General features: G+C 50.9%; 9 protein-coding genes. All 9 read right to left on the reverse strand.

Features of this window, described 5'->3' with window-relative positions:
* Window positions 1-64 precede the first annotated feature (64 nt).
* The gene (locus ABE504_RS06010; protein ID WP_430085855.1) at window positions 65-1,957 is read right to left on the reverse strand and encodes a hypothetical protein; all 1,893 of its coding nucleotides are present in this window, start codon (window positions 1,955-1,957) and stop codon (window positions 65-67) included.
* 17 nt (window positions 1,958-1,974) lie between these two features.
* Window positions 1,975-2,529, reverse strand: coding sequence for a prepilin-type N-terminal cleavage/methylation domain-containing protein (locus tag ABE504_RS06015; RefSeq protein WP_430085857.1), 555 nt, complete (start codon window positions 2,527-2,529; stop codon window positions 1,975-1,977).
* Entirely contained in the window at window positions 2,513-3,055 is a 543-nt protein-coding gene (locus ABE504_RS06020) for a type IV pilus modification PilV family protein (protein WP_430085860.1), read from the reverse strand. Before ABE504_RS06020 ends, ABE504_RS06015 begins: the two co-directional genes overlap by 17 nt.
* Window positions 3,056-3,215: 160 nt before the next feature.
* On the reverse strand, window positions 3,216-4,211 hold the full coding sequence (locus ABE504_RS06025) for a metal-dependent hydrolase (protein WP_430085862.1): 996 nt from the start codon (window positions 4,209-4,211) through the stop codon (window positions 3,216-3,218).
* A gap of 33 nt (window positions 4,212-4,244) precedes the next feature.
* The gene (locus ABE504_RS06030; protein WP_430085865.1) at window positions 4,245-5,207 is read right to left on the reverse strand and encodes a lysophospholipid acyltransferase family protein; all 963 of its coding nucleotides are present in this window, start codon (window positions 5,205-5,207) and stop codon (window positions 4,245-4,247) included.
* A gap of 21 nt (window positions 5,208-5,228) precedes the next feature.
* On the reverse strand, window positions 5,229-5,999 hold the full coding sequence (locus tag ABE504_RS06035) for a GNAT family N-acetyltransferase (RefSeq protein ID WP_430085867.1): 771 nt from the start codon (window positions 5,997-5,999) through the stop codon (window positions 5,229-5,231).
* Between the two features lie 144 nt (window positions 6,000-6,143).
* Window positions 6,144-9,389: an S-layer homology domain-containing protein gene (locus ABE504_RS06040; RefSeq protein ID WP_430085870.1), complete on the reverse strand. Its 3,246-nt coding sequence runs from the start codon at window positions 9,387-9,389 to the stop codon at window positions 6,144-6,146.
* A 379-nt stretch (window positions 9,390-9,768) separates the two neighbouring features.
* Complete coding sequence (gene rnz / locus ABE504_RS06045) at window positions 9,769-10,701, reverse strand: ribonuclease Z (RefSeq protein ID WP_430085872.1); 933 nt, start codon at window positions 10,699-10,701, stop codon at window positions 9,769-9,771.
* A 27-nt stretch (window positions 10,702-10,728) separates the two neighbouring features.
* Window positions 10,729-14,124 carry a methionine synthase gene (gene metH / locus ABE504_RS06050; protein ID WP_430087400.1) on the reverse strand — a complete coding sequence of 1,132 codons (3,396 nt, stop codon included), beginning with the start codon at window positions 14,122-14,124 and terminating at the stop codon, window positions 10,729-10,731.
* Between the last annotated feature and the right edge of the window lie 170 nt (window positions 14,125-14,294).

Raw genomic sequence — 14,294 nt, forward strand, 5'->3', positions numbered from 1 at the left:
ATTTCAGTCTTTTATATAACAAAAAAGATCAGAGCGAGGCTCTGATCCTTTTTGTGTTATGTGTTTACTTCACCATAATGCGTTTGCCGCGAGTTAACTGCGCTTTGGTGATCCGTGGCAGCGCTGACGCTTGATGGTTGATAATCTCGCTATTGTAAGAAATAATAAATCTGGATCTGCTTCCGTCAGACTCCCACTCTCCATCAATCATTTCGTCCCGTACCTCCGCGGTTCCTCTTATGGCATTAATCGTCATATTCTTCTTAGAGAAGAATCCGCCGCGAATCCAAAAGATTGAACCTACCCCATATAAGTCAGCGACGTCATCGGTATAGAAAAACGCATCCAGCACTTGAATATCGCCGCTGCTATTCGATGATTCCTGAAATCCAGCTTGAACGGGCTTAAAGGTCCCATCAGGATTCGTGTTAATGCGCGTGATCAGGATTTTCCCTTTACTCATGAGCACAAGCTCTCGCGGGTCTTCATCGCTATCCTCGATGCCATCTCCGTCTTTGTCTCGCCTAAGCCCCTGAATCGAAGCATCCTCAATCGTCGTCTCGCCCATCGTGAATATAGTAGCATCCATCTTGACAAACCCTCGAATATTCACGTTGCCGGTGACAAGCAAGTTCGCCCGTACTTCAATTGGCGTATCGGACGTGTTGACAATATTCAGATCACCGTCAACAATAAACCAGTTCGTTGCAAAATATCCCCGCTTATCCGGATCAAGTATTTCGTCGTGAACATCTTTGCCAGCTCCGCTAAACGTGAGTTTTGTAAAATCCGTACTCGAAAGCGTAAAATCGCCGCGAAACAAAATCGAGCCCGTCTCCGCTTTCCCTAATTGGTTTAAACCGTTCACATATTGCTTAAATGCCTGCATATTGGTTTCATAGTCCGTCATCGCATCCAAATCTTCTGGCGACGGCTTAACAGGACTTGTCTGAACCATCATCCCGGAAGCCACGAGATATTCGACAAGCTGCGACTTAGCCTTAGACTTATCCTTATCCTTGAGAATTTCATCAATCGTTCGCCATTCATCCGACCCGCCATGGACGGCTTCCGTTAATTTATCAACGAAAGACTCATCCATCTTAACACCGATGAAATCCTTGCTGCTCTTGATTTGCGCCTCGCTGGTGTCACCCAGAATTTCCTTTACGTTCTTCGCATCATCATCATCGTCTACACCCTGAACATGCTGGCTATAGCTGTTGCAGGTAGGCTGAGCATCACAGTACTGAATGTTTTTTAGCGATTGCACATAGGCAATGCCCTTTAAAAGTGGAAAATACTTGGTGTAACTTTTTTTGGGATCATCATCATCGAGGCTATTATTATAGAAATATTCCGCCTCATTTTTAATCAACAACTGCTTACCCGCGTATAAATTCCCGCCATTGCCTCCGGTAAAATAAGGAGCTCCATTGATAATGAGATTCCCATCTTCGGACCCCGCCGCATATTTCAGCACATCCGGATAATAATTGATTTCAATAACCTGCTGCAAATCCCGTTCTACACCTTGGATAGTTGCATGGGCCGTAATGGTAATCTTTGGCGGTGGATGATCCGTGTCAAGAACTGCCGTCGTGCGCACCTCGGATTGATCCTTACCGTATTGATCCTTACCGTATTGCGCATCATATTCCGAGCCGACTTCATCGGAGCCGTTAATTTGTCCCATCAACACTTTCAACTCATCGGACAGTTGATCCATATTAATCGTTGGCATCCCGTCCAGCAGCCCCTGCACTCTCGCTACCGCCTCATTCAACGCTTTCTCTGCCAGATGCACGCTCTGAACATCCTTCTGCTTCGTTTCCGTTCGGATAGCCCCTCCGAGAGAAGCACTCACAACCGCCATGCCAATCATCGTAAATACAACGATAATGAATAATACTAGCAGTAAGGCCGCGCCCCGCTCCTCTTTCCACCACACCCGCATTCGGCAGCGTCTCCTCTCTAAAATCCGAATCTGCTTTTCAAGTTCAATGCATGAAGAACACCTTTATTGTCCGACTGCTGCAAATGCAGATCAACAACGATTAAGCCGCTGTTGCAATTTACAATGCCGTTACATTCAAGTTGAATCCGCGATCCGTTCAAATCCGATTTGATCTCCACAACCTGTTTCTCTGGATCAGGATGAGCTAAGGTCGAATTAACCATGATGACTTGGGTTTTACCTTCTGCCGAGCTTTCAATGTAGATTTCACTATTCGAAGTGTCTCTCACATCGATTAAGTCATTTCGTATTAGTTTAATGCCGTTCACGTTAGGAATCAATGTAATCGTCGTTGGCCCGACCGTGTACATCTCTGTCATGATCGCCGACATCACAGTGTCCGCCTCATCTCTAAGCGAATTTTCGACCGTAATCTTGTTATACGCCGTAAACCCGTAGGAAATCACGGCGTAGATCGTCCCCATAACCATCGACAGAACCGTGAGCACGGCAATTAACTCTACCAACGATAGCCCCTTTTCTTCCTTCCACAGCTTAACGAATGGATTCATGGACGATATACCCCTCTACATTTGCTTGATACCGTCTGCTCTTCGTTGTATCCGAAATGTCCCTTACCGCAACGGAAATCGGCAAAAGGTATTTGAACTTTCCTGCGCCGTCGTTAGCCAAATCCTTCTGATAGGTAACGACTACTTGATACCTCTTGCCGTTGACCTCTGGATAAAATACATCCCACAATCCTTCCAGCTTACTTAAAATCGGTTGAACCGACGGATCCTGTCCGCACATAAGATTTCCTGCGGTCATTTCACATCCTGAGGATAACAGGTCTATTCGGTCATGACCCTCCCCCCTAAAATAAATCTCCAAATCCGAAAACGACTGCTTCTCCATATAAAAAAGCGCATTTCTCGCCAGATTGATCATCACCGTTTTATTTTGATTGCCCTTGTTATACGACATCGCATGCAGGAAAAACGCCATCATCCCCAGCGAAGCAATCGATAAAATGACCGTCGCCGCTAATACTTCGATGAGCGTAAAGCCTTCGTCGCGCGATTTTCTTACTTTCATATGGTGCCACCTTCCATCGGAACAGAACTCCTATATTATCCATTTTGTATCTAGGACTATTGTACCATAAATTCGCCAGGAACGGCCGAATCTCCTCTGTAAAAGGGGATAGCCTCCTGCAAATAAAAAGCCCTACTCCCATCGGAGTAAGGCTTCTTCGTTATACATACGGTGGGTCCCAAGCTTTCTTGTTCCACCCCAAGCTATCGCTGACAACATTTAGATTCTCATCGAGCTGCACATCCACGCCAAACGGCAGCTTCCGCTTATGCCAGAACCGAACATCGCGCCATTCGACGACATAGCCGTCGCTTTTCGGCTTCCAGGTTACATGCACCCGTTGAGCAAAATGGAGAAACGCACGCACACCTTTAGCCGACATCGTCGCCTGCACGACCGGATGAGAACCACCATTGTTATACGGCTGCTTGCCGTATTGCTCTTCGATCCGAATGCGGCCATTTCTAATTTCTCCTAGATAAAAATCGCTCTCGCTTTCCACCACAAACTGCCATTTAAACCAGCTAAGTGTCGGTATGAGATGACAGACGGCGTCCGCCAGTCCAAGCTCTCTTCTCACCCCTGCGATGTACCTGCTCCGCTGTCTGAAGCGAACCCAAATGTAGAAGAAGCTTGCGGCATAAATCAACGCAAACATCTCGCCAACATACGCTCCCTCAGCGCCATGCCAGAGGGCAAACCAAATCACAGCGCCAAACGCATGCAAGCCGAACAGAAACGGCTCATACAAGCACAGTGTATCCAGATGCAGCCACCTGCGCGTAAACGGTCGCAAACACTGAACACCATACACATTAAATAGATCCAACCCGACATGAAACACCACCGCGGCCAAAATCCAGACATACAGGCTCAGCAGATGCTCCCATACGCCAAAAATTCCCGCTAACGGCAAGCTAATCACAAGCGGCCAAATCAATAACGCAGGCAGCGAGTGGGTAATACCGCGATGAACTTTAACATAATTCGCATACCCGCGCAGCCGGGCAACGGCATCCAAGTCCGGCGCATGCGACCCGATCAACGTGCCGGCAAGAATCGCGTGCCCAAGAGACGGATCCTGCACGACGGCAGGTTCCAAGCAAGCTAAACCGGCCAACGTGACGCCAAATAACAGATGACTTGCCGTATCCATAGGTCCATCACCCATCCTCTTCTGTATTCGGAATTAACCTACCGCTCTTTCCACAAGCTTGGAGTCGCCTACATCTCGGGCATCTGCTTCCCGCTCCCACCGTTCGTGGGCATTGAACCAATAGAACCAGCTTGCAGGATGCTCTCGAATCACGTTTTCCATAAAACGATTCAGCTCCACATTCACTTCGGCTCTTGCTTGCCGGCCATTAAGCGCATTGCTGTGACTGTAGACCAGCGGCGCATGGAAGACCAGGCGATGTTTCCCATCCCACCCTCGGTAACCGTGCATCGGCACAATGGGCACCTGATGCTCCAACGCAAGCATCGCAGCGCCTTCCGGCGTTCGAGTCGGCCGGCCAAAAAACCGGGAAACCGGAAACGAAGGCCGCCAGAAATCCCCCAATAAAAACACCACACCGCCGCGGTTGACATGTTTTTTCAATGTACGGTACAGTTCCAACGGCGGCATGCTATCGTAATCCAGCCCTTGGCAGCCCATCGCTTGAAACTGCAAGTACATCGGCCTAAGCTCCGGACTTCCCGCGGAAGCGACTGTCAGGCAATCATATTTTCGCGTCAAATACCAGTAATAGTAGAAAAAGTTGCCCACATGCGGCGTATATACGATAATGCCTTTTCCGTTCGCCAGCTTGAGCGCTTCCTCCAGGTGCGCCTCGCCATCCACTTGAAACAGCTTAGCCGCAAGCTGAGGAAGACGTGTCGACAGAAAAATAATCTCATACAGCGTAAACAAAGCGTTACGCACATACTGTCTGGTTAGCGATTGAAGCTGCGCAGTGGACATCGGCCCCAATAGATCCGTCATATTAGAGCTAATTCGAGACATTATGCCCTTCCGAGCTGCCAGAAAGGCGACGAACGCCAACATCGAACAAAGCCCGAAAATTACGCGGACCGGCAGCCGCACGAGCGCCTTTTGCCATAACCAGCCTCTACCCTCTCCTGCCGTCAGCTTTGCAATCCATTCATACAAGCCGGTCCCCTCCTCTGAAGATCAGGGTGCTAAGAAATGACGTTTGTATCTCCGCGTCACTTTATCCTTTTGCAGGATGATGAAGAAATCAACGGTGCCGAACAACTCGTCATAGGCTGGATCTCCGCCAATCTCCGCGCCCAGCCATTGGTAGCCTTTCATCAAAGGCGGCAAACTGCGGAACAGTTCTTTTTCGCTGGATCCGATGTCAACCCGTTCGAGTCCCGCAATGCGATGCGTCGTAAGCGGCTTAATGCCGAAACGGTCGGTCAGCACTTGTTTGTGACATAGCAAGGAATAAATTAAGTTCAATTCAGTAAGCTCTTGAAAATGTACGCTGGCGCATCCAACCAAATACGTGATGTCGCGTTCTGCAATATAGCCGGCGATACCTTCCCATAGCAGTTGTATTGCCCTGCCGCCGCGGTATTCAGGCGCAATGCAGCTGCGGCCGAGCTCCAGGGTATGTCTTTTATTGGTTTCAAAAGATGTAAGATCAAACTCGGTTTCCGAATAGAAACCGATACCGTCGAGCGCGCGATCTCCCGGCAGCAGCCGATACGTGCCGACGATTTGCTCCGTGTCCAGATCTTGAACAATTAAATGATCGCAAAAGGCGTCATACACATCAGCCTCAAGCTGCCCTTCATTGCGAAGACGAAGATTTTTTTCCTCTTCCACAAAAACTTGATAACGAAGTCGCATCGCCTGCTCAATATCGCGGTCGCAATTAGCCAGTCGAACCGTCAGCCTAGCCGGCTGCGGCGCCGTATTCAGAAGTACTCCGCTCATCTTCCTCACGCCTCTCGAGTAATGTCTTACACATTCAGATTAGCAGAGGATTATTAAGCTCTTATTTTCGTGTTGTGAAGAATTTGTAATCAACAAAAAAACCGCAACCGCCTTCAATAGGCGAATTGCGGTCCTTTCAACGATTCAGTTCATAAAATTCAAATAAACCAGAAGCCGGCTCAAGGTGACGGCAGCTTGCGCGCGTGTAGCGTTGGCATGCGGGTTCAGACTCGTTTCCGTGACCCCCTGCATCAGCCCCCGCTCCAGCGTGCCCGCAATTGCTTCACGCGCCCAGCTATCGATCGCGCTTTGATCGGAAAAAGGCGCAAGCACCGCCTCCTGATTACTTGGCTCCGCCGCATGCCTGGCTATCTGCATAGACCGATGAATCATAACGGCCATCTGCTCGCGCGTCACTTGGTCCAGCGGCCGGAAGGTGCCGTCATCATAGCCGTCAATCAAACCTGCCGTCGAAGCGAGCGCAACCGGACCTGCAAACCAATCCCCAGTATGGATATCGGAAAAAGCAGCCACAGCCTCACCGACAGTTGCTCGCAGTCCCATTGCGCGGGCTAGCAGCGCGGCAAATTCGGCGCGGGACACTTCTTTTTCCGGCGCAAAATGCTGCTCATCCACACCCGATACAATGTCTTTCGCGGCAAGCTTTTCGACGTCGGTTTTGGCCCAATGCGTCTGCATGTCTTGGAAGACTTTATCCGCTTGAATAATGGTATATAGCCCGCCGAATTGGTCTTTAATGACGATCATCGTCTGACCATTCTCGTTCGTCAGCACCGATGGCACAAAAGTCAGCTTGCCGGTATCCCCTTCCGCGCGAGCGGCCGTCGTATTGCCGGAATAGGAGGAGCCTGGCAGTACGATGCTTCGCTCAACATAGGAGCCGTAGTTTGCAATGTCGCTGCCTCCCGCACGGAGCTGAAACTCAACTGGATTGGACAAAAGCAGCGTCCCTCCCGTCTCCGAGACATAGCTGGCGATGGCGGCCCCAATCTCCCCGGCTTCATGCCGGATATATACCTGAAACAGCCCGTCACTGTCTGTGGCTTGGCTTATATGGTTTTTAAACACTTGCAGCGGAATCGTGAATGCAACATCATTCAAATTGACTTGAAGATTGGCCCTGCCTCCTGTCTCCTGTAAGCTGTACAGCCATGACGAGGGCAGCGTCACCACCGAGGTATCCTGATAGTCCTGCATCTGCACGGACAGCGTCGTCGTTCGCCCGCTATTGAGCGCGCTCAACGCCCCGGAAAGCTCCGCTTCACTTAGCATGACACTTGAACTCATATGTCCATCCGGGCCGCTGACCCGCTCCACCTGAGCTGTCAGATTTAGTGTAGGACTGCCCGTTTGCAGCAGCATATTGCCCGCAACCGTATACTCTGAAGTCGGCCCGTTCTGGGACCAATTGTCCGCCAAGTCTCCCGCCTCAACGTGAAAATGCATCGTGCTGCCTGCAGTCAGCTCGGATAGCTGCGTGGAAAGCTCACTGCCGCTAACCGTCGTCAGCAGCTCAGTATCTCGGTAAATGCGATAGGAGGTTACACCGACGTTATCCGATGCGGCCGTCCAACTTAGCGCGACGGCATCCGCCGTATCCGCTGTCACCGTTAACGTCGAGCCGTAATTCCACGTTGGCGCTTGAATATCCACCATTTGCACCGTGACGTAGATCGTTGTGGAAGCCCCGCTGTAAGAAGCCGTAAGCGTCGCCGTGCCCGCCGCGACTGCCGTAATATACCCGCTGCTGCCTATACTCACAACGGAAGTGTTCGAGCTGGTAAGCGTCGCGCTGTAGGTGACATCCGTCATGTTATCTTGATTGTCGTAGGCATGGATATACAGACTGTGTGACGTACCTGTGCTCATCATAACACTGCTTTCGCTGGCCTCTAACCAAGATACCTGCGAAGTTATTGTGACCGTAGCCGAAGCTGTGAAATTGCCATAGGAAACCGTAATCGTGGTCACACCAACACTGTTGCCCGTAATAGTACCATTCGTGCTGATCGCAGCGATCGACGTGTTCGAACTGCCGAACGACAAGCCTGTTGTGAGCGTCTGCGTGCTACCGTCATTTTTATATGCGACCACATAAGGGTAGCGGCTGGAGCCTGCTTGCAGCGAATAGGCATAACTGTCAAATGCGATGCGATTAACATTGGACAGCGTCGATGTTACGGAAATCGTGGCGGTCGTCGTAAGACCGTTATACGAGACTGTCAATGTTGTGGTTCCAAGTGAGACTCCTGTCACGACCCCTGCAGCACTGACCGTTGCCACCGAAGTGTCGTCAATGGTAAACGTTGCACCCGACGAGATCGATTGCGAGCTGCCGGTTGCATAGACGCCGGAAAGCATAACGGTACTCGTATCCCCTGCTCCCATAGCGTAAGAAGACGCATTTAAGGCCAGATGGTGATAAGACGTCGTGCCAGGCGATGTGCCATCATTCACACCGTACACTTGAAATTCGGCCACATTGGCGTATGAGCCCGATGCAGCGGCAGTGGTCGTCAACCGGAAATACCTCGCCGTGACATTGCCTTCATCGACATAGCGCGGCTCCGCCTGCTGCAGATTGCCCGTTCGGTCGGCGAACGTGTACCAGGTTAAACCGTCGATGGAAAAATCGATTTTATATCCATACGAATCATTGGGATTCGCATACGTCGTCTCGAAGCGCTGCACATTCCGAAGCTGGCCAATATCAACGATCAGCCACTGCGGCAGCGAGGTTGTGCTCGGCGCCCAGCTCGTCGTGAGCTGGCCGTCGACAGCTTTATCCGAACCCCAGGCGTTTGAAAAACTGCTGTAGGCGGCCGTCGTTTTATTTTGAGACAGCAATGTGAGCGGGGTGTTGGAGCTGTAAACGCGCAAATCGTTCACCCCAGCTCGATCCCCAGGCGAGCCGACTCCGACCACCGTAAGCCGTATAAATCTTGCCGAAGCATCGCCGGTATCCGTGTAAAAAGGAAAATTCACTGCCGTATTCGCCGATCTGTCCGCAAACATCTGCCAGTTGATGCCGTCTGTCGAGGTTTCTAATTTGTAGGCATACGAACTGCCCACATGCTCGAACACGGTCTCCACCCGGCTAATATGTACCGACTGCGCCAAATCCACAGTCAACCACTGCGGAAGCTGGGTAGAAGAAGCAAGCCATTTCGTGCCGATAAAGCCATCCACCGCTTGATTTGCCCCATATGTCGCGCCCGTCACAGTTGAAGCTACAGCCGATTTGCCCTGTGAAACTGGAATCTCCGCAGCGAATGCGGTCTTATGAAAGATCAGGGCAAATCCCGCTGCAACCAAAAACAAGAGAATTGGAAGTACAGCTCGTCTCGCCGCCGGATACGTTATGCTCACCCTCTTTCATTAAAGCGTTTACAATCATTGTAGCAGAACCCCCGTTCCCGTGAACAGGGTATAAAATCATAATTTTGGGATTATTCCGAATCTTTATATGTTTTTCGTATCTCTTTCAACATAATAAAAAAGACCGAGGAAATAAAGACAGAAAGCAGCACTTCAGCAAGTGTAATTTCCATACCTTCACCTCGATTAACGTGGAATGGGCCGGGCTCTCCAGACGTCGCAACCGTTACTATGAATGTATGAATGTATTCGGAGAAATGTACGCAAATTCCTGCGAATATTTCGACGATTTGCAGGATAATGCATAAAAAAATCCCCCCGCACTGCCAGAAGCAGAGCGAAAGGATCATTTTAAGGAAATATCCAGAAACTACGACATCTTTCGATGAATTTCAAAACTCCATAAATCTTTGGCGATATAACTGTCGCCATGGATGGCTTTCGCCTCGAGCAGCAATTCCTCCACGTCGTCGCCTTGATAACGGGAGCTGAGATGCGTCATAATCAACGACTTCGCCCCCGCTTCCTCCGCAACGCGCGCCGCGTCAATCGATGTGGCATGGTCAAACGCGTACGCCAAATCCTGTTTCGCTTGACTGAACGTCGCTTCGTGCACAAGCACATCGGCGCCGCGCGCGAGCCGCTTCGCCCCTTCGCAGTACCGCGTGTCGCCCAAAATGACGACCACACGCCCCGGCAGCGGCGCGCCGACGAAATCTTGGCCGTTCAGCTTGCGGCCGTCCGGCAGCTCGACTTGCTCGCCCTGCTTAAGCTTCCCGTAGAGCGGCCCTGCCGGAACACCGAGTTCTTTCAGCTTATCCATCATCAGCTTGCCAGGCAAGTCCTTCTCGGTGATCCGGTAGCCGAAGCACTCGATACGATGCTCCAGCCTCGCCGTTTCCACGATAAATTTGTCGTCTTCGAAAATGACGCCCTCTTGTTCAAGCTCCTCAATCGTCAGCGTGTACCCCAGATGGGCGCCACTGACGTCAAGCGCCGTTTCTACGAAGCGTTTGAGGCCTTTCGGGCCGAACATTTTCAAGGGCGTGTCTCCGCCAACGTACGAGCGGCTCGTGAGCAAGCCAGGCAGACCATAGAGATGGTCGCCATGCAAATGTGTCACAAACAGGATCTCCGTCCGTCCCAGCTTCACCGGGGAATGCATAATCTGATGCTGTGTGCCTTCCCCGCAGTCAAACAGCCAGTACGTGCCGCGCTCATCCAGCAAATTCAAGGCAATTGACGTTACATTGCGCTGCTTCGACGGCATGCCGGCTCCCGTACCCAAAAAATAAAGTTCCACTAAACCATTACCCCAATCTATCCGACCTTATCCAACGTTGAAATAACGCGCTTCTTTGTGTGCGAAAACGATCGCGGAAACGGATGCCTCCGGCTCCATCATAAATGATTCGGTCAGCTCGATACCGATGTCTTCCGGCTTCAGCAGGTTGAAGAGCTTCGCTTGATCGTCCAGGCTCGGGCAAGCCGGATAGCCGAAGGAGAAACGTTGGCCAATATATTTCGCGCCGAACCGCTCCTGCATCGTCATATCGACTCGATCCGCAATGCCCCATACGTCACGCATCATATGATGCATGCGCTCGGCAAAACCTTCCGCCACTTCAAGCGCCGTCGCTTGCAGAGCGTGAGATTTCAGGTAGTCCCCTTTATCCCGCCACGCTTTGGCAAGCTCATTAATATTGTGTCCCGCTGTGACCACAAGGAAACCGACGTAATCCATTTCACCGCTGTCCACAGATCTCAAGTAGTCCGCAAGACACAGGTACGGTTCTTTATCCTGCCGCGGGAACGTGAACGTCTCCAGCACCTTCGTCGTATCGTTCGGATCGTACACGATAACGTCATTGCCATTCGATTGCGCAGGGAAGAACCGGTACATGCCGTGCGCTTTAATAATGCCGTTATGCTGCGCATCATGCAGAATGGAATCGACCGTATCCTTGAGTTGAAGCGCTTTGGTATCCTTATCGCTGAGCAACTGCTCGACTTTGCCTTTGAGCCCAAGATGATGCCCTAACAGCATTTGCATATTCACGTAAGGCATCAGATGACTGATCGGGTAGTCGCGTAAAATATGACGCTCCGTATCCTGCGGCACTTGCACCGGCAAGTCTTTGGATACAGAGGATGAGCTGACGCGCGTTAGCTGCGGCAGTTTCTCCTCTTTCTTCGCGGACTCCATCACATCTGACTCCATGCTCTCGCGAATCTCCTGAATGAGCCGCTGACGCTGCTCCGGATCAGTCAATTGGTTGGCAATATCGAGGCCATCCATCGCGTCCTTCGCGTACAGAACAACACCTTCGTACTCCGGTTGAATACGCGTTTTGGTGAACTTCCGGGTAAGCGCGGCCCCGCCGACCAGAATCGGCACATCGACGCCCGCGGTACGCAAATCTTGCGCCGTCACGACCATTTGCTGGGCGGATTTAACAAGCAATCCGGAGAGACCGATCGCATCCGCTTTCTCCCTGCGATACGCCTCGATAATTTGTTCGGGCGGTACTTTAATGCCAAGGTTCACGATGTGATAACCGTTATTGGACAGAATGATCTCGACGAGATTTTTCCCAATATCGTGGACGTCGCCTTTCACTGTGGCCAGAATAATTTTCCCTTTGACCGCGGAGTCCGACTTCTCCATAAACTGCTCGAGGTACGTGACGGACGCTTTCATGACTTCGGCGCTCTGCAGCACCTCGGCGACAATCAGTTCGTTGTTATTAAACAAACGACCGACTTCTTCCATGCCTTTCATGAGAGGACCGTTGATAATTTCAAGCGGTGCATACGTCTGCAGCGCAATTTCAAGATCTGGAATCAAGCCCTCTTTGGTACCTTCAACGACATAGGAAGCAAGGCGCTCTTCCAAGGTCAGATTCGAAATTTTTTCTTTCTTCTCGACCTTCTTCTCCCGGAAATGCGCAACGAAATTCGCAAGCGTCTCGTCGTTCGTGTTGTAGATCAACTCTTCCGCTAATTGACGCTCCGCTTCAGGAATAGAAGCATAGCGCTCCAGCTTCTCCGTGTTCACGATCGCGTAATCGAGACCCGCCTTCGTACAGTGGTATAAATAGACGGAATTCAAGACCTCACGTCCTGCATCCGGCAAGCCGAAGGAAATGTTGCTGAGACCCAGGATCGTTTTCGCCTTCGGATACTTCTCTTTGATTAACTTGATGCCTTCGATCGTTTCCACTGCGGAACCAATGTATTGCGGATCGCCGGAGCCAACCGGGAACATGTTCGGATCAAAAATAATATCCTCCGGGTTCATTCCATACTTCTCCGTCAAAAGTTCGTATGAGCGCGTCGCGACCTCAAGCTTCGCCTCACGTGAAACCGCTTGGCCGCGCTCGTCGATGAGGATACATACGACCGCCGCGCCGTATTTATGAATCAGTGGCAGAATGCCCTGGAACTTCGTTTCGCCATCCTCCAGATTAATGGAGTTGATAATCGCTTTCCCCTGTGAGTATTTCAACCCAAGCTCAATAATATGATCGTAAGTGGAGTCCAGCATGAGCGGCACTTTGACCTTTTTCACGACTTCCTGCATAAAAGCTTCCGTCGCTTTCGCCTCATCCACATCCGTATCCTGCAAGTTAATGTCAATGATGTGCGCGCCGTTCTTCACTTGTGTACGGGCAATTTCGGAGCCTTCCTCGTACTTTTCTTCTTTAATCAGCCGTTTGAACTTACGGGAACCCGAAATGTTCGTCCGTTCGCCAACCATGATCGGTCTGTTCTCCGGCTCGATATAAACCGTCTCAATCCCGGAAATCGCAGGCGGATGCGTGCCATATTGGGTTCTCGGCTTGTAATTCGACAGTGTCTCAGCCATCGCTTGAATGTGTGCAGGCGTCGTTCCGCAGCAGCCACCAGCAATATTGAGCCAGCCCTGCTCGGCAAAACCGGCCATCTTCTTCGCCAGCGATTCCGGCGACTCATGATAATGACCGTTCTCGTCCGGAAGCCCTGCATTCGGGTAACAGCTGACCGCCGTCTCTGCAATGTCTGAAAGCGTACGAATGTGATCCCGCATAAATTCCGGGCCTGTCGCACAGTTGAGACCCATCGAAATCGGCTTCAAATGCTCCAACGAGATGTAAAAGGATTCGATGTTCTGCCCCGCGAGCGTCGTCCCCATCGGTTCAATCGTTCCCGAGATCATGATCGGCAGCTCGATGCCGGTCGTTTCGAACGCTCGGCGAATGCCAATGCTGCCTGCTTTCACGTTCAGCGTATCTTGCGACGTTTCGAGCAGCAGCGCATCGACACCGGCCTCAACAAGCGCCAACGCTTGTTGGTAGTAGCTCTCTTCGAGTTGGGCAAAAGTAACCCCACCTGTTACAGACAGCGTCTTGGTCGTAGGTCCCATTGCCCCGACCACGTAACGCGGCCATTCCGGCGTCGAATATTTCTCAGCAGCTTCAATTGCCAGCTTGGCTGCTGCCATGTTAAGCTCGCGGTGCCGGTCCTGCAAATCATATTCGGCAAGAACAACGCTCGTCGTTCCGAATGTGTTCGTTTCTATCAGATCCGCGCCAGCGGCAAAATAAGCTTCATGAATCTTGCGTATAACATCTGGACGAGTAACGCACAAAATTTCGTTGCAGCCATCCAAGTCATCGCCGCCGAAATCATCAGCCGTTAAGTTCTCCTGCTGAATCATCGTCCCCATGGCACCATCTAGGATCATAATCTTTTTCTTCAACTGTTCGGTAATTGGTGGTTTCTTCACGGTTTTGACTCCCCTTCATGTATCCTACCCAAGCTTAAAAATCGACAAAATATGTTACATTTTAGTGTAACAGAATCGAGCTTCTATGAAAAGAATTTGAATTATCATTAATTCCAATGGAATTTATC

The organism is Paenibacillus oryzisoli, assembly GCF_050467285.1.
In the GTDB taxonomy this organism is placed as follows: Bacteria; Bacillota; Bacilli; order Paenibacillales; family NBRC-103111; genus Paenibacillus_E; species Paenibacillus_E oryzisoli_A.